The sequence below is a fragment of the Dyella sp. AD56 genome (assembly GCF_002878475.1).
Classification (GTDB): domain Bacteria; phylum Pseudomonadota; class Gammaproteobacteria; order Xanthomonadales; family Rhodanobacteraceae; genus Dyella.
This window is the reverse complement of sequence record NZ_NRDP01000020.1, coordinates 1-15,345: the sequence shown is the minus strand read 5'-3', so window position 1 is coordinate 15,345 and position 15,345 is coordinate 1. Positions and strand designations below refer to the sequence as shown.

Genomic DNA, 15,345 nt, shown 5'->3' with positions numbered 1-15,345 from the left:
CCATCAGGGCCCTGCCCCTTGGAGCGCGTCGACCATGGCCTGATGAATGGTCGTCAGGCGCTCGGCGATGGACGTCTCAATGCGCCCGCGCTGAGTGACCAGCGCACAGGAGCCTGGCGACATTGCGGGATCTGACTCGATAGCCATGCCGTCGATTTGCTCGGGCAACAGCTGTCTGTCGCTATCTGCCACCTGCAGACGCACAGCGTCCGAACGAAATTCCTGCACCATTCCGGAGACCAGGCGGCCGATAAGCGCCTGATCGCCATCACGCTCGCCAAACGCTTTTGAAATACAAAGCAAGGCGATCTCGAAGGCTGCGGCCTCCATCGCCATCACACGCTGGGCTTCGGACTCTGCCAGCCGCTCCAGAAGGACGGACAGGCGCTCGCGCTCTGCATGTAGCAATGACTCAGCCGTTTCGAATCGACCGCGCAGCTCATTCTCGATCGCAGCCAATCTTGCTTCGGCTTCGCGCCGACCATCTTCATCGCCGGCCTCGAATCCCTCGCGGTAGCCGTCGCTATAAGCCTTGGTGTCTGCGGGCGCCACTTCCGGCATTGCGGAAGACGCAACCTGCGTGGGCAGATAGGGCATGGCGCTATCTGCCCCCATGGCATCGGGCAAACGGCGGATCATGCGGATGCCGCCTCAGCCTGATTGGCCATCAAGGACAGCTCCTCAGCAAGGCACTGCGCCAGTGCCGCGGGAAACTTCTGCGGCAACGTCATCAGTTCGCTGCGTATGCCGATGGCGCGCTGCCGGAAACAGGCGGCGAGATAGATTTCCGCGTGATCCCGCGCAGCACCGGCGATCATCCGTGCCGCCCATGGTTCATCGAGCGTATTGATTGCTCCGATCAAAAGGTCTGGCGTGGGCACTTCAATAGCATCGTGCTGATCCTGCTCCGCCAACAGCGTGTGCAGCGATTCGGGCATCGCGCGAACCAGAGGCTCTGCTTCTTCGGCAAGCGCCCTCAACTGTTGCGCCGACGCCACGGGCAACTGCGCCAACAACCAGCGTCGATCCGTTGGATGCAGCGACGCCAGATAAACCGCCGCCTTCCGCATGCCCGCTGCATTCACGACTTCACCTCAGCCGTGGAAATCCATTGACGGAGTCGCTGGAGCGCCTCTTCGCGTTCCGGCGCGGTAAGTCGGCGGGGGCGCGGACGCGTGCTAAAGGCCATCCACAGCGCGACCAGCAGGAACGCTCCCGCGCCAAGGGCGAGATAGGCCCAGGTAGGCATGCGACTCACGCGCATGGCGTCACCCCGGGCTTGCTGCGCACCATCGGTATCGTCCACCGACGAGGTCTCGGCCGAGGATCCGTTCGCGCTCGCCACATGAGGCTTGTCGTTCGCCAGGGTCACCGGCGGCGCGATGGATGCGATATCCACCTTGTCGCCCCGATTCGGATCCAAGCCCAGCCCCGCGGAGACCACATCCGAGAGTTTGGACAGCTCGCCCGAAGGCATAGCGTCTGGCACCACGATGCCCACGGAAATTCGCTCAATACGCCCCGGCGCCTGCACGATCTCTTCTTGCTCGCGTCCGTGCGCATACTCCACTTCGCGGTCAGTGCTCGACGAGCCGGGCTTCAGGCGATCGGGATCGGAGTCGTCGGCGGACTTACCGCTGGATCCGGTTTTTTCCCTGACCAACAGCCCGTTACCGTCCTTACCCTGTGCAATAAGGCGCTCGCGCACTTGCTTCACGTGGTCGTAGTTGAGGCGAACATCCACCGACACGGTGAAATCGTCGTTGGCCAGTGCACGGTGCAGCAATGTCGACACCTTCTGGCGCAACTGCAACTCGAGATGCGACTGCTCGTCCATGCGGTCGTCTGCGGCAAAGCCGGAGCCATCCACAGCGTGCGCGGACAGCACCGTGCCGTTGCCGTCGAGCACCACCACCGCGTCCGATGTCAATCCTTCGACCGCGGATGCGACAAGGCGCTGCACACCCACCACCTGGCGGGCATCCACGTGCTTGCCCGGCTTGATGGCAATGCTCACGGAGGCTTTGGAGGCATCACCGTCGTGCGCGAACAGGTCGTCCCGCCGAATGGTCAGATGCACGCGAGACGACGACACCTCGTCCATCGCATCAATAGTGCGTTCCAGCTCCCCCTGCAACGCGCGCTGGAAATTCACGCGCTGGGCGAATTCCGTCACGCCATAGTCCGAATCCTTGAACAACTCGAACCCCACGCTCCCACCTTTGGGAACGCCCTGAGACACGAGCTTCATGCGCGTGTCGTACACAGCATCGCCGGGCACCAGGATCGAATGCCCGCCATCCGTAATGCGATAAGGAACCTGCATCTGGCCCAGCGCCGTGGTGATTTCGGCGGCGTCCGCATCCTTCAGGTCGCGAAATAGCACGCCGTAATCAGGGTGGCCCAGCCACCACGCGGCACCGCCGGTGATCCCCACAATAGCGAGCGCCCCCAATGCGAAGGCGACGCGAGAACGTCGGGATAGATTAGAAAAAAACTGCTGCATACCTGCTCCGGGCATAGAACTGCCGTCCACGACGTACGATTACAACTGCATGTTGGTCAGGTTCTGGTACGCATCCACCACTCGGTTGCGCACCTCCACTGCCATCTGCAACTTCAGGTGCGCCTGCTCAAAGGCGATCATCACGTCGTGCACGGGCACCTTGTCTCCCGCAGCCATCTGCCGTGCCAGCGAGTCGGCCTGGGAAAGATCCGCATTGATGCTGTTGAGTCCGTCACCCAGGGCGTCGATGAACTTTTCGCCTTGAGCAAGACTGACCGGTGTCGCCTCGTGCGCCGCGTCGATCTTTCCGATCGCAATGGGGTCAATGGCCGCGATGCTCATGCGCCACCGCCCAGATCCAGCGCATGCAGCGCCATGCCACGCAGCGTATTGAACGCCCTGACGTTTGCCTCATAGGCTCGGCTGGCGTCCATCAGTTCGCTCATTTCCTGGACCATATCCACTTTCGGGTAGCTCACCATGCCGTCCTTGTCCGCGGCCGGATCCGACGGATCGTGCACCTTGCGCTCGGCAGCTTGCGTGCCAACCAGCATGGCGCGCGGCCAATGCCCGGCATCCGCGCCCTGCACGCCCACATGCGGAAGAAACGTGGTGGATACGCGCATCAACTGCGAAGACCGCGAGCTGTCGCTGGGCGTATTGGCGACAGCAATGTTGTGGCTCGCCGCCTCCAGCCTCAGACGCTCGTACTCAAGGCCGTAGCGTGTCGCCGCAAAAATCTGATCCACCATGATTAGTTCCTGCCTGCCAGCGCAAGCTGCATGAGTGAGAAACGACGGGAAAGCACAGCCGTCATCGACTGATAGTCCGTGCTAGCGGCCTCGAGATCGGCAACCTCGCCATCAAGCTGCACGCCCGCATCATCTGCGTCCGATCTCGTGACTTTCGAAGCAATGTCCCGCTCGCCTTCCACACGTAGCGTCTCGCCACTCATCTCGGCATGGGAGGCGGCCTGCTGCAGAAGTCCCACGGCCTGCCCGAAATCCGCGCGCTGCGCGCGGTACCCCGGGGTGTCGACATTGGCGATATTGGCGCTCGCCACTTCCGCGCGTGTTCGCGCCAGCCCCATGCTCAGGCGCAAAGCCTCAGTAGTCAGATCCATGGCATGCCTCACTGAATAACCAGGTCGCCGTGCAATGCGCCGGCGGCCTTGATGGATTGAAGAATGGTGATCACGTCCCGCGTCGACAGGTGGATGGCACGCAGTGCCCCGACCAGATCGGCCACGGTGGCGCCGTTGGGCATGTTGACCATGCGGGCCTCCGGGTCCTGTACGTGGATGGTCGACTGCGGCACGACTGCCGTGCCGATATTGCGAGAGGGGTTGATAAGCCCCTCGGGCTGCGACACGAGATAGTCGGTCTGCACCGAAACGCGCAGATCGCCTTGCGAGATGGTCACGCTGCCAAGTCGCACGTCACCGCCCGACACCACGGTTCCGGTGCGCTCGTTGACCACCACGCGAGCAATGGCATCGGGCACCACCTGCACGTTCTCGATCATTGAAATGGCCCGCACCATGTCGGTCTGCGGCGAGGGAAACACCACCTTTACCTTGCCGGCGTGTTCCGCCACGGCGTTGACGCCTGCGTTGCGACGCAAGGATTCAGCCACTCGCTCGGCCGTGGTGAAATCCGGCTGGTAAAGCACGACGTCCAGCGTGCGGCTGTCCGTATTAAGCCCCAGTGGCGCCTCCCTTTCGACCGACGCACCATCTGGCACGCGACCCACCGTGGGGTGGTTCTTCTGCTCCACGCTGCCGAACGAGCGCACGTCGTAACCGCCGACGGAAAGCGCACCTTGCGCGAGGGCATAAAGCTTTCCATCCGGGCCGTTGAGTGGCGTCAGCAGCAATACGCCGCCCGACAGGCTGCGCGCATCACCCAGCGAGGACACCGACACATCCAGCTTCTGCCCTGATTCGGCAAACGCCGGCAATGTCGACGTCACGAGCACAGCCGCCACGTTGCGACTATTGAGATCATCGGGGCTGATGTTCACGCCAAAGTGGCTCAGCGTACTGGCCACCGACTGCACCGTGAGGTGGTTCTTGCTCGTATCGCCCGTACCTGCCAGGCCGATCACCAGGCCGTATCCCGTCAACGGGTTGTCGCGTACACCCTCGATGCGGGCGATTTCCTTCAGGCGGACGCTGACAGCATCCGCGTGCACGGGAAATGCGGTTATGCCCAGCAACGCAATGACAAAGCCAAGATATTTCATATGAGGTGCAACCAGCGCGTAATGCGATAAAGGATGCTGCGGCGCTGGGCTTCGGATACGTCGCCTTGGCCGGTGAACTCGATGTTCGCCTCGCTGATCCGGTTGGAAAGGATCACGTTTGTGGACGAGATGTCCTCCGGCCGCACTAGCCCCGTCAGCGCAAAGTGCTGCTTCTCGCCGTTTACAACCACGGTCTGCTCACCGCGAATGCGTAGCATCTCGTCGCCTTCCACGGCCATGACACGCACCGTCAGCTGCGCCTGCAGCATGCCGGCGCGGGTCGTCTTGCCTTCACCCGCATCCGAACCTGACAAACCGACGCCGTAGTTATGTTGCGAACGCTTGCTCTGCACGTTGGCAGCAAGCTGTACGCCGCTATCCGCATCGGTATTGGCGCTGGCGGATGCCTGCGCCGTCTCGGTGACCACCACGGTGAGGGTGTCCCCCACCTGATGGGCACGCCGGTCGGCAGCCAGGCCCCGATAAGTATCTGGCTCGATCATTGAGCCGTCGGCATGCTGAGCATGCAAGCGCGGCGCCATCAGCACGCAGGCCAGAATGAGAGCTATGACGTGTTTACTGGACAACTTCGACCACTCCCTTATCGGTAACCCGGGCACGCACCGGCACATCGGCACCATCGACCAGCACGGGAACCACGTCCCCCGCATTCCCCGTGCTATTGGCGACGCCGTGCGTCGTCAGATGAATGGCGCCGTAGCTCGCGAGCACACGCACTTTCTCGCGTCGATCGACGTCTGGAATCTTTTCAAAATCGCTCGACAGAACGGGCGCACCCGCCTGCACCGGCCTGCGCAAACGCAGGCCATCCAGTGCCTCGGGGCTTTCGACTGGCGTTTCCTGGAGCGACGCCATGTCAATGTCGGTGGCCTGCGTACGCAGGGACTGCGCCGACGCACCCATGGCGGCGTCCTCGCTGTAAGTGAGCGCTTTGCCGCGCACGCTCACGGCAAACCATACGGTGGCAGACCGAACAACCCTGCCATCGACCAACACATCCACCGGCACGCCAACGCGCGAACGCGGCCAGCGCCCGCTGACGTCGCGGGCTTTGATGCTCACCACACCGGTGGGCACACGAACGTCCTCGGGTGCCCCCATGGTGGACAGCGTCGCATCGCCGTTGCCCGGCAGGCGCTCGCGCAGCACGATCTGGGCCGCATCGACCAGTCGGGACGCGACCACTGTCTGCTGCGCATCCCCGGCCATAAGGCGCAGGGGCAACAGCAAGATGGCGAGAGCGAAAAGAAGCAGGCGCATGCTTACTGCCGGAGATTATTGATGGTGTCGAGAATCTGGTCAGATGCCTGCAGCACGCGTGCATTGAGCTGATAGGCCCGTTGCGCGATCACCAGCGAAGACATCTCCGACACCATGTCCACATTCGAGCTCTCCAGTGAGCCCTGCAGAATGCTGCCAGTGCCGTTCTCGTTCGCCTTCTCCACGCTGGGGTCACCCGAGGCCTGCGTGGCTGAAAAATTGTTGCCACCCACCGATTGCAGCCCGTCCGCAGAAGGGAACACGCTCAGCTCGATCGTGCCCAACAATGTCTGCGTGGCACTGCCGCCGACGTTCGCGTAGATCTGCCCACTCTGGTTGATCTGAATTTGCGCGGCGTCCGGCGGAATCTGGATTTCCTGCGCCAATCGATTGCCATCGACCGTAGAGAGGTAGCCCTCGCTATCCACGTGAAGCTGGCCGGCGCGGGTGTACAGATGGTTGCCGTTGCCGTCCACTACTTCGAAGAAGCCGCTGCCCTGGATGGCGAGATCCCAGGTGTTGTTGGTCTGCATCACCTGACCCTGCGAGAACAGCGCTGTCGTGGCAATAATTTCCGAACCGGCGCCTTCGCTCTCCGGCGAAAGCCCTGCGGCCACCTGGGCAGGCGACATGGTCGCGATGTCGCCGAACGCAACGCGCTTGGCCTTGAAGCCCGGCGTCTGCATGTTGGAAATATTGTTGGAGAGCGTATCGATCTGGCTCTGCTGGCTTTTCAGGCCGGAGGTGGCGATATAAAGCGCGTCGATCATCTCGTGCTCCTCAGGCGTTGTCGCCAAGGTGGGAAATACCGCTCTGCATGGCGGCGTCATAGGCCTGAATGGCGCGTTGCACGGATTGCGCGTGCCGGGTCACTTCCATCAGGCGCACCATTTCGGTGCCGGGGTCGACGTTGGATCGCTCCAGTGCACCCTGGTGCAAGGTGCCGTTCCAGTCGCCGGTCGCACCGTCGTACGCATAGAGGCCATCGCCGATCTCGCGCAAGCCATCGGCGTTGGCGATGCCGACGATCCTCAGCGTGTCGATCTCCTTGTCGCCATCCTTGATGGCGCCATCGACACCAATGTGTACGGAGGCACTGTCGAGCGTGATCGGCCCGGCTTCGCCCAACACGGGGCGGCCCATGGCATCCACCAGCTGGTGATCGGCGTCGATATGAAACTGCCCGTTGCGCGTCAGGCGCTCCTGGCCGTTCTGGTCCACCACGAAGAAGCCCGCACCCTGAATGGCGAGATCCAGCGGCGCGCCGGTCTTGTCGAGGTTGCCATCCAGCAAGCTGAGGGCGCGGTCATCGGCGCCGGTCGCAGTACGGAAGTCACCCTTGAGACGCTCGGTGCGATAGCCGGCCGTCCGCATATTCGCGACGTTCTGGCTGATGACATCAAGCGACTCGACGTCCCGGCTGAGGTAACTGGCAATACTGGAAATAACGTTACTCATGAACTCCTCACTGCGTCGCCGTGACGACGCCAAATGACTTCACTGCCAGGGAGGCCGGCACCTCGTTGATGCCGAGCACGGTGATATGGGGAAGGCTGCGCTGGACGAGCGCGCGAAGATGCCTGCGCAGCGCGCTGGGGCAAAGCAGCACAGGCAGATGGCTGCGCACCATCATCGCCTCGGACTGCTTGGCCAGGCCGCCGAGCAGCGCCTCCAACTGCCCAGGATCGCTGAGCAACAGGCCAGCGCCCTCGCGTTGGCGCAGCGCCGTAACGATATTGCGCTCCAGCTCTGTCGCCAGCGTCAGTACGTGCAATTCGCCCTGCGCATTGCTTACGCGCTGGCAGATCACCGGCCCAAGCCGCTCGCGCACGCGCTCTACCAGCTCGTCGGTCTGCTTGAGCGTCTTGCCCGCGTCGACCAGCACTTCGAGGATGGCCTCGATATTGCGGATGCTGACCTGCTCTCGCAGCAACTGTTGGAGCACCTTTTGGACGTCCGTGTAAGACATGACACCGGGAATCAGTTCATCCACCAGCGATGCCTGCTGCTCACGCACACGCGTGACCAGCCGCTCGGTTTCCGCGCGGGTCAGCAGCTCGGGCGCATACCGCTTCACTACTTCGCCCAGATGGGTGATCAATACCGTTTCCGGATCGACCAAGGTGTAACCCGCGCCGCGAGCGAACTGCCGCTGGTCCGGGGAGATCCATAGCGCAGGCAGGCCATAGGCAGGGTCTTTGGTTTCCTTGCCTTCCAGGCGCGGACGCTTGCCACCCGGATCAATGGCTAGTAACGCATCGAAATGCAATTCGCCCTTCCCCGCCCGTGAGCCTTGCACATGCAGCTCGTAGCCCCGTTCGGGCAGCGGCGCCTCTTGGATCAACTTCACCTTCGGCAGGATGAAACCTGCCTCCAGCGCGTACTGCTTGCGATACGTGGCGATGCGTTCGCCCAGATCCAGATTCTTGGCCTTGTACGTGGCCACGATCGCCGTACCGAGATGGATCTCGATCGGCTCGACCGCCATCAACTTGTAAATGTCTTCCTCGGAGCGAGCAGCCGGTGTTTCGGGCATAGCCTGCTCTTGCTCATCTTGTCCCTTCGACTGCTTGCTGCGCACGGAGAAGAAAATCAACGCGCAAACACCTGCCAACACCACCAACACCGGCCATGCCGGCAGACCGGGCAGCATCAGCACGCCCAGCAACGCCAATGCCACGATCAGCAGCGTGCGCGAGTTGGACAGCACCTGCCGCGTCACCTCGGTACCCAGCTGCGCGTCCGAGGCCGCACGCGTGATGATGATGCCCGTCGCCACCGCAATCACCAGCGAGGGAATCTGCGTCACGATGCCGTCGCCAACCGTGAGCAAGGTGTATTGGTGAGCTGCATCCGACCAAGGCAAGCCGCGCTGGGCCATACCCACGGCAAGCCCACCGATGATGTCGATCAGGATGATCATGATGCCGGCGATGGCATCGCCCTTCACGAACTTGGTCGCGCCGTCCATTGCGCCGTAAAAGCTAGCCTCGCGCTCAACCAGGGCACGGCGACGCTTGGCCTCATGCTGATCGATCAGCCCCATGTTCATGTCGGCGTCGATGCTCATCTGCTTGCCGGGCATGCTGTCCAGGGTGAAGCGCGCCGCCACTTCCGCTACACGCTGCGCGCCACTGGTGACCACCACGTACTGCACTACCACCAGAATCAGGAACACCACCAGGCCAATCACGTAGTTGCCGCCCACCACGTACGAGCCAATCGCGTTGATCACCCGCCCCGCATTGCCCTTGTCCAGAATCAGGCGCGTCGCCGAAATGTTCAGCGCAAGGCGGAACAGCGTGGTGATCAGCAGCAGTGACGGAAACGTGGAGAAGCTCAGCGGCGTTTCGGTGAAGAACGTAATGAGCAGCACCAACAGTGCCGTCGTAAAGTTGAGCACCAGCAGAAAGTCGAGCAACCCCGGCGGAATGGGCGTGAACAGGATGATCAGGATGCCGATCATGCCCAGCACCAGCGCCATGTCGCGCTTGCCGCTCCAGATCTGACCAAAGAGCGTGTTCACGAGAAAATCCTGTTGCCGGGCCGACGCATGAGCCAGCGGTACACCGGGGCAAGCTGGCTATAGAGATGATCGGGAACCGTTCGATCCACGCCACATTCGCGGAACAGCGCGCGGGCCAGTGCCGGCGAGCGCAGGCAAGGCACGCCCGACACGGCGGCCTTGCTGCGCATGGCGGCAGCCACGGCATCAGTGCCTTTGGCGAGCACCACCGGCGAACGCATGGTGCGCGGCCGATAACGCAACGCCACCGCAAGATGCGTGGGGTTGGTAAGCACCACGTCCGCCTCCGGCACACGGCGAATGGATCGCGACTGCTTGAGCAGCTCCACCATCAAGCGCTTGCGCTTCTGGCGGACGTCCGGGTCGCCTTCGCGCCGTTTTACTTCGTCCTTGATGTCGTTGTGGCTCATGCGCAGCTTGCGCAGGTACTCGCGGCGCGAGAACAACAGATCCAACAACGCCACAAACGCCAGCGCGGCCAACGTCCAGACCGTGACCCGCACATACACCGATTGCAGCAGCACGCCCGCCGCCTTGGGCGACGCATTGGCGGTCGCCAACACCTGATGCTGCAGCTTGCCGGCCAACAGCCAGGCCAGGCCGCCGAGCAAGGAAACCTTGAAGGTCAGCTTGAAAAGATCCCACAGCAGACGCATCGAGAAGATCCGCTTGAAGCCCTGCGCCGGATTCAGGCGGGAGAAGTCAGGCTTGAGCGGCTCGGTGCTGAACACCGGCCCGGTCTGCACGAGGTTGGCCACCACGGCCGCGATCACCAATGCGATCACCAGCGGCACCATCGCCTGCCATACCGGGTGAAACGTGGCGCCAATCCAGCGCATAAGGCCGACTGAAGGCGCCGGTGCATTGCCGGCCATCAACATCATGCGCTCGAACGAGCGACCCCAGGCATGCGCCAAGGTGTAGGCGGTGATGCACAGCGTTACGCTGAACACCAAGGTCACCACCAGGCCAGTCATCTCCGGGCTGCGTGGTACCTGCCCTTTCTTCCGCGCTTCCTCAAGACGGAACGGCGTCGGTTGTTCGGTTTTGTTCTGATCGTTCTCGGCCACCTCAGTGGCCTCCCATCATCGGCAACGCAGCAAAGGCGTTGCGGAACAGTCGTTCGATCAGCGGCGGCGCAAAACTCAACGTTGCGGCCAGCAGCGTAAAGCCGGCCAGCAGCTTCAACGGAAGCGCCACGAAATAGATGTTGGCCTGCGGCATGGAGCGACTTGCGTACGCCGTGCCCAGATCGATGGCAAACAGGCCCAGGATCACCGGCAGCACCACCATCAGGCCGAGCAGGAACTGCGTCGACAGCAGGCCGAGGAACGTTCCCGGAGAAACCACCACGCTGCCGCTGCCAATGGGCACCAGCTGCATCGACGACACCAGCCCGCGCAACAGCACCACGTGCAGGCCGAGCGCAAAGAACACCACCATGCCGCTCCACTGAATCACCGTGCCAAACAGTGATTCCGTTGTGCGGGTGGAGGGGTTCAGCACGCTGGCAGCCGCCACGCCCGACTGCATGTCCACCATGCGCGCCGCAAAGCCCAACGCAGCCATGGGCAGCACCGTCGCCAGCGCAAATGTAAGCCCGACCAGGCTTTCGCCCGCCATGGCGAGCCCGAACAGCCAGGGCGACTCCGTGACATGCGCCTGGATGGCATGCATGTCCGCCGAGCCGAGCGCAATCACGCTCAATGCCGTCAGCATGATCACGCGCACATACCCCGGCACCCAGGCCAGCGGGCCCAGCGCGGGCACCATCAGCAAGGGCGAAAAGCGCGCCATAGCCAGCAGAAAAACAACAAGATCCGTATCCATCTTCACTGCGCTTACATTCCCGCGACCAGGCCAAACAAATGCCGCGTGAACTCCACCACCACCGCCATCATCCAAGCGCCCGTGATCACGAACATCACCACCACCACCACGAGTTTCGGGATGAAGGTCAGCGTCATTTCCTGAATCTGCGTCACCACCTGCACGATGGAGATGACGACGCCCACCAGCAACGTGGCGACAAGAATGGGCGCACTCACCTTCGCCGCCGTCAACAGCGTTTGTGCGAGCAAATGCATGGCGACATCAGTGTCCACGGCTGCCGCCCTGCTTCGGACGCAGCAGGTCGCGCAGCGTATTGACGAAATCCGGCGAAACCAGCGGACGCCCCGCCTGGGGCGATGCCACCAGATCCTGAATGATCGACTGCGCCTCCGCCTCCCGGCCCTCATCCAGCAGAAGCACGCTCTGCGCGTAACGCGCATTGCGCCCCTGCGGATCGAGCCGTAGCGCACGCTTGATCGATTCACTGGCCGCTTCGCGCTCACCGCGAAGCGCGTGGATCAGTGCGCGACCACCGTGTGTTTCGCCAAACGTGCGATCCAGCGCAAACGCCTGATCAAAGCTCCGCTGCGCATCGTCCAGCTTGCCCTGCAGCAATTGGCACCACGCCAGCGCATGCCACGTACCGATGTGATCGGGCATGTACGTCACAGCGCGATCGAGCACGGCCGTGGCCGCCACGATATCGCCGGACATCATCAGCCCTTCGCCCAGGCCAAGATAGGCACGGCCCGCATTCGGACGCATGGCGACCAGTCGCTGGAAAGTCGGAATCGCGTCTTCGCGCCGCGCCGACAATGCCAACGAACCGCTCACCAGTCCGGCTTCGAACTGCGCTGGATCCAGCGACAACGCGCGAAATGCCTCATGCGCTGCATCGGATACCTGGCCATGGTCCAGCAGCAACAGTGCACGCAAACCGTCGATCTCGGCCTGTCGCGACGGGTCATGCAAACCATCCAACAAGGCAAGCGCCTCGCGAATGCGCTGCTGGCGATGCCAGATGCGCGCGGTCAACAGTGCAATGGAAATGACGTCATCACCTTCGACGGCCGATGCCTTGCTCAGCGTGCGCAGCGCCTCATCGGGCTCTCCCAGCGTGAACTGCGCATAGGCCAGGTCATGGCACAACCCGGCCGGTGCCGGCTGCAGCGCTGAAACCAGCGGGTTCAGCAGCGCAATGACTTTGGGCAGATCACCCTCGACCAGCGCCAACCGTGCATCGCGAAACACCACGCCCGGCATGGCACGCAGCGCCTGCGGAGCCCGCTCCAGCCGCTCGCGAGCGCGCTGAACCAGCCCCTCCAGCACCAGGCTGTCGAGCAGATCGCAAAGAAGATCGGGATTGGTTGGGTCGCGGTCCGCAAAAGCTTCCAGGGATGCGACGCGACTCATGCGACGACCCTAAACTTTCGATGCTGCCCGCGGATAGATACGAAGAACTGGGCGAAATGCCGCCCGGCGTCCGGAATGATTTCGTACACGTAAATCCATTTACGCACGGCGAAAAACCGTACGCCCCCTAGCATTCCAGCCCCTCAAAACAGCGCCCCCGCGCTGTCCAGCAGATCCGTGATGTTGATCTGGGCTGCGACGCGGCGAGACTAGGTGCGCTGTCAAGAAGCTGTCAATAAGCCAAATGGATCGCAATATATTGCGTCATTAAACGCCGTAAAATCACTTACATGAATTTGCCGTTCGCAAGTTCTGGCGGCAGTCGAGGCGGCCAGACGCCTGTTGCTTCGGCTCCAAGGCCCCTAACACGTCCGACAAACACCCGGCGCGGTGGACCGATGACCCGCTCGCCCGCACCTTCACCGTTAAACTCACTGCGTTGATCGCACCAAGGAACCACAGCATGCCGACCGACCGCATCACCCCAGGCTCTTCGTTACTGGAAACGATGCGTGCTCTGGCCCAGGGCAAGGCCAAGTCGACGGGTTCCTCCGCCACGGCATCGCCAACGATGCTCACCGGCAAAGACCAGGCCGCAACAACGCAAGCGCACTCCATCGAACAGCTTCGCCAGCGCCTGCGGACCCTGTTGGCCAACGTAGATCCGGATGACAGCGACTCCACCGGCCGCGTGCGGGAGACGACGCTACGCGAAATCATCCTGTGGGAGTTCGGTGGCGACTTCAGACAGAACACGCAGTTTCAGCCGATGATCGAGCGGATCAATCAGGCGATGGATATCGATGAGCGATTCCACGCGCAGTTTGTCGAGATGATTCGCAGCTTGAAGAAGTGATGGGCTTTGGCGGGTAGTGCCGGCGTCTACAGCCGCGCATGGCGGCGCATCTTGCGGGCTGGCACTGGTCAAGCTATGCCGCCCACGCCACGGGACAAGACAACAAGCTCATCCACCCGCACGCCAGCTATCTCGCACTCGGCAACACGCAAACCGAACGCTGTGCGGCTTACCGCGTCCTGCTGGACGAAGTGCTATCTCCTGATGACCTCGATAGCATTCGGCTCCATCTTCAACGCCAGCATGCCTTGGGTTCCGAGCGGTTTCGCGCAGCGATCGAGGCCCAGCTCAACCCACGTGCGGGACCGGCGAAAATTGGCCGGCCCCGCAAAGGGGCTCATGCATCAAAAAGTGCACTCTGACCCCTGTTTTGAATCCATCAGGACCAGCAAGGTGGTCAGGCAAGTCCAACCGATATGCCAGGCCATCGGGATAGCTCGGTGCACTGCTTGGAACAACAAAACGCCCGCTTATCGCGGGCGTTCTGATGGATATTACTGCTGGAAATCAAACTCGCCGCTCCAATCAACAAACGGCTTCTTGTTGATGATTGTCTCGAACCTTAAAGGAAGCAGTTCTGTTGGTGAGCTCACCGCCTGCATATTGGAGTCGCGAATCATGGCGCCAAGCTGCTCCAGAGATGCTTGCTTCCAATCCTTGTTCAAGGAGTACCAGCGATCATTCAAAAAAATGCCAATCGCAATATCCCCCTTGCCCGTCACTGATCCTTGAAAATTCTGGCCGAGCCGCGTGGTAAATCGAGCATAAAAGTGCAGCTCATCGATCGAGCCAATCGGGGCATCAATATCGACTAAGGGCTCAAAGATTTCCTTGTCTGGGTCATAACGCCAGACCGGGGATATCAAGAAGTCACTTATGACAAGTTCGGCTTTGGAGTTACTCATGCGAATCTCACTTTATCAAGCCATTTTCCAACAACAGTTGACGCGCAGCCACCTGCCCTGCTTTAGGGGCAACCACAATGTATCGCCCCTCTCCGGCTATTGGATTCAGACGGGATGGATTTCGTAGCAAAGTTGCAATCTCCGGATCGCTTGCGTTCACCACCTGGAAGGGAATGTTATCGACTCCGGCTGCGTTGAAGGCGATCAATCTCCGGTTGTCCAAAGTGAAGGGGGTACCGTCTCTATAGATGACCCGAATTGGGCTATCACCAATCAGATCCGGCGACTTTCCTGCCAGCAGCTCCGAGACCGTGTCACTAATCGTTCCTCCGGTGCTGAAATTCGGACTGGCAACGTGCTGTCCAAATCTAACGTACTGAGGATTCCCCCTGTAGGTCCCAGGGCTCAGTTCGCCAACTTTGCTTAGGTCAACAAACCCCGACGCTGTTCCGTTTGGAACTGAGCCCGCCCGAATTCCTTCGATAGCTCCCGGCACCACCCACTGAATCGCCCCGGGATTGGTGGAGGCTCCAACTCTTGAGAAGATGGAGCCATGAAGAAGTCAAACAAGTTCTCACCTGAGATCCGTGAGCGCGCTGTGCGCATGGTGCAAGAGCATCGCGGAGAGTATCCGTCGCTGTGGGCGGCGGTCGAATCGATTGCCCCGAAGATTGGCTGCGTGCCGCAGACGTTGCTGGAATGGATCAAGCGTGAAGAGGTCGATACCGGCGTACGTCCTGGCGTGACCAGCAGCGAGACGCAACGCATCAAGGATCTGGAG

19 protein-coding genes and 1 pseudogene are annotated in these 15,345 nt (G+C 61.6%); 3 read left to right on the top strand and 17 right to left on the bottom strand.

All coding sequences use genetic code 11. From position 1 onward, the window contains the following. Positions 1 to 3: 3 nt before the first annotated feature. Genes DyAD56_RS13355 through DyAD56_RS13280 form a run of 16 tightly spaced genes read right to left on the bottom strand, consistent with a single transcriptional unit; the run spans position 4 to position 12,803 of the window. Positions 4 to 597, bottom strand: coding sequence for a FliH/SctL family protein (locus tag DyAD56_RS13355; RefSeq protein WP_158241339.1), 594 nt, complete (start codon positions 595 to 597; stop codon positions 4 to 6). Between the two features lie 38 nt (positions 598 to 635). Further along, a complete protein-coding gene (locus DyAD56_RS13350; protein WP_102303265.1) occupies positions 636 to 1,085 on the bottom strand; it encodes a hypothetical protein in 450 nt (149 codons plus the stop codon). Then, positions 1,082 to 2,506 (bottom strand): flagellar basal-body MS-ring/collar protein FliF, encoded by a 1,425-nt coding sequence (gene fliF / locus DyAD56_RS13345; protein ID WP_158241338.1) that lies wholly within the window; start codon positions 2,504 to 2,506, stop codon positions 1,082 to 1,084. Before fliF ends, DyAD56_RS13350 begins: the two co-directional genes overlap by 4 nt. Positions 2,507 to 2,545: 39 nt before the next feature. Continuing rightward, positions 2,546 to 2,848, bottom strand: a complete 303-nt coding sequence (fliE, locus tag DyAD56_RS13340; RefSeq protein WP_102303263.1) for a flagellar hook-basal body complex protein FliE — start codon at positions 2,846 to 2,848, stop codon at positions 2,546 to 2,548. Further along, entirely contained in the window at positions 2,845 to 3,258 is a 414-nt protein-coding gene (locus DyAD56_RS13335; RefSeq protein WP_233202414.1) for a flagellar basal body rod C-terminal domain-containing protein, read from the bottom strand. The genes fliE and DyAD56_RS13335 overlap by 4 nt, the downstream gene beginning before the upstream one ends. 2 nt (positions 3,259 to 3,260) lie before the next feature. After that, on the bottom strand, positions 3,261 to 3,629 hold the full coding sequence (locus DyAD56_RS13330) for a flagellar basal body protein (protein ID WP_102303261.1): 369 nt from the start codon (positions 3,627 to 3,629) through the stop codon (positions 3,261 to 3,263). A gap of 8 nt (positions 3,630 to 3,637) precedes the next feature. After that, on the bottom strand, positions 3,638 to 4,750 hold the full coding sequence (locus tag DyAD56_RS13325; protein ID WP_102303260.1) for a flagellar basal body P-ring protein FlgI: 1,113 nt from the start codon (positions 4,748 to 4,750) through the stop codon (positions 3,638 to 3,640). After that, a complete protein-coding gene (locus tag DyAD56_RS13320; RefSeq protein ID WP_158241337.1) occupies positions 4,747 to 5,337 on the bottom strand; it encodes a flagellar basal body L-ring protein FlgH in 591 nt (196 codons plus the stop codon). Before DyAD56_RS13320 ends, DyAD56_RS13325 begins: the two co-directional genes overlap by 4 nt. Continuing rightward, complete coding sequence (gene flgA, locus DyAD56_RS13315; protein ID WP_102303258.1) at positions 5,327 to 6,031, bottom strand: flagellar basal body P-ring formation chaperone FlgA; 705 nt, start codon at positions 6,029 to 6,031, stop codon at positions 5,327 to 5,329. Before flgA ends, DyAD56_RS13320 begins: the two co-directional genes overlap by 11 nt. A 2-nt stretch (positions 6,032 to 6,033) precedes the next feature. After that, on the bottom strand, positions 6,034 to 6,801 hold the full coding sequence (locus DyAD56_RS13310) for a flagellar hook-basal body complex protein (protein ID WP_102303257.1): 768 nt from the start codon (positions 6,799 to 6,801) through the stop codon (positions 6,034 to 6,036). A gap of 10 nt (positions 6,802 to 6,811) precedes the next feature. After that, the gene (locus DyAD56_RS13305; RefSeq protein WP_102303256.1) at positions 6,812 to 7,489 is read right to left on the bottom strand and encodes a flagellar hook basal-body protein; all 678 of its coding nucleotides are present in this window, start codon (positions 7,487 to 7,489) and stop codon (positions 6,812 to 6,814) included. A 7-nt stretch (positions 7,490 to 7,496) separates the two neighbouring features. Continuing rightward, a complete protein-coding gene (locus DyAD56_RS13300; RefSeq protein WP_233202413.1) occupies positions 7,497 to 9,557 on the bottom strand; it encodes a flagellar biosynthesis protein FlhA in 2,061 nt (686 codons plus the stop codon). Next, a complete protein-coding gene (locus DyAD56_RS13295; protein ID WP_102303255.1) occupies positions 9,554 to 10,627 on the bottom strand; it encodes an EscU/YscU/HrcU family type III secretion system export apparatus switch protein in 1,074 nt (357 codons plus the stop codon). The genes DyAD56_RS13300 and DyAD56_RS13295 overlap by 4 nt, the downstream gene beginning before the upstream one ends. Before the next feature lies 1 nt (position 10,628). Continuing rightward, positions 10,629 to 11,387 (bottom strand): flagellar biosynthetic protein FliR, encoded by a 759-nt coding sequence (locus DyAD56_RS13290; RefSeq protein ID WP_146010506.1) that lies wholly within the window; start codon positions 11,385 to 11,387, stop codon positions 10,629 to 10,631. 11 nt (positions 11,388 to 11,398) lie between these two features. Continuing rightward, on the bottom strand, positions 11,399 to 11,662 hold the full coding sequence (locus DyAD56_RS13285; protein ID WP_102303253.1) for a flagellar biosynthetic protein FliQ: 264 nt from the start codon (positions 11,660 to 11,662) through the stop codon (positions 11,399 to 11,401). Next, the gene (locus DyAD56_RS13280) at positions 11,652 to 12,803 is read right to left on the bottom strand and encodes a tetratricopeptide repeat protein (protein ID WP_102303252.1); all 1,152 of its coding nucleotides are present in this window, start codon (positions 12,801 to 12,803) and stop codon (positions 11,652 to 11,654) included. The genes DyAD56_RS13285 and DyAD56_RS13280 overlap by 11 nt, the downstream gene beginning before the upstream one ends. Positions 12,804 to 13,266: 463 nt before the next feature. Between DyAD56_RS13280 and DyAD56_RS13275 the strand changes: the two genes are divergently transcribed. Both DyAD56_RS13275 and DyAD56_RS13270 read left to right on the top strand, forming a co-directional pair. After that, entirely contained in the window at positions 13,267 to 13,659 is a 393-nt protein-coding gene (locus tag DyAD56_RS13275) for a hypothetical protein (protein WP_102303251.1), read from the top strand. 38 nt (positions 13,660 to 13,697) lie between these two features. Next, positions 13,698 to 14,021, top strand: a complete 324-nt coding sequence (locus DyAD56_RS13270; protein ID WP_102303250.1) for a hypothetical protein — start codon at positions 13,698 to 13,700, stop codon at positions 14,019 to 14,021. 132 nt (positions 14,022 to 14,153) lie between these two features. Here the strand turns inward: DyAD56_RS13270 and DyAD56_RS13265 are convergent, their stop codons facing one another. Further along, positions 14,154 to 14,564 (bottom strand): hypothetical protein, encoded by a 411-nt coding sequence (locus tag DyAD56_RS13265; protein ID WP_102303249.1) that lies wholly within the window; start codon positions 14,562 to 14,564, stop codon positions 14,154 to 14,156. Positions 14,565 to 15,117: 553 nt separating this feature from the next. Between DyAD56_RS13265 and DyAD56_RS13260 the strand changes: the two are divergent. Then, a pseudogene (locus tag DyAD56_RS13260) lies at positions 15,118 to 15,345 on the top strand (IS3 family transposase); the annotation flags it as partial.

What these genes read in the sequence shown, in the direction of transcription:
- fliE (WP_102303263.1), bottom strand. Translation starts at nt 2,848, where the DNA reads ATGAGCATCGCGGCCATTGACCCCATTGCGATCGGAAAGATCGACGCG.
- DyAD56_RS13335 (WP_233202414.1), bottom strand. Translation starts at nt 3,258, where the DNA reads ATGGTGGATCAGATTTTTGCGGCGACACGCTACGGCCTTGAGTACGAG.
- DyAD56_RS13355 (WP_158241339.1), bottom strand. Translation starts at nt 597, where the DNA reads ATGCCCTATCTGCCCACGCAGGTTGCGTCTTCCGCAATGCCGGAAGTG.
- DyAD56_RS13305 (WP_102303256.1), bottom strand. Translation starts at nt 7,489, where the DNA reads ATGAGTAACGTTATTTCCAGTATTGCCAGTTACCTCAGCCGGGACGTC.
- DyAD56_RS13330 (WP_102303261.1), bottom strand. Translation starts at nt 3,629, where the DNA reads ATGGATCTGACTACTGAGGCTTTGCGCCTGAGCATGGGGCTGGCGCGA.
- DyAD56_RS13270 (WP_102303250.1), top strand. Translation starts at nt 13,698, where the DNA reads ATGGCGGCGCATCTTGCGGGCTGGCACTGGTCAAGCTATGCCGCCCAC.
- DyAD56_RS13310 (WP_102303257.1), bottom strand. Translation starts at nt 6,801, where the DNA reads ATGATCGACGCGCTTTATATCGCCACCTCCGGCCTGAAAAGCCAGCAG.
- DyAD56_RS13290 (WP_146010506.1), bottom strand. Translation starts at nt 11,387, where the DNA reads ATGGATACGGATCTTGTTGTTTTTCTGCTGGCTATGGCGCGCTTTTCG.
- fliF (WP_158241338.1), bottom strand. Translation starts at nt 2,506, where the DNA reads ATGCAGCAGTTTTTTTCTAATCTATCCCGACGTTCTCGCGTCGCCTTC.
- flgA (WP_102303258.1), bottom strand. Translation starts at nt 6,031, where the DNA reads ATGCGCCTGCTTCTTTTCGCTCTCGCCATCTTGCTGTTGCCCCTGCGC.
- DyAD56_RS13325 (WP_102303260.1), bottom strand. Translation starts at nt 4,750, where the DNA reads ATGAAATATCTTGGCTTTGTCATTGCGTTGCTGGGCATAACCGCATTT.
- DyAD56_RS13280 (WP_102303252.1), bottom strand. Translation starts at nt 12,803, where the DNA reads ATGAGTCGCGTCGCATCCCTGGAAGCTTTTGCGGACCGCGACCCAACC.
- DyAD56_RS13265 (WP_102303249.1), bottom strand. Translation starts at nt 14,564, where the DNA reads ATGAGTAACTCCAAAGCCGAACTTGTCATAAGTGACTTCTTGATATCC.
- DyAD56_RS13275 (WP_102303251.1), top strand. Translation starts at nt 13,267, where the DNA reads ATGCCGACCGACCGCATCACCCCAGGCTCTTCGTTACTGGAAACGATG.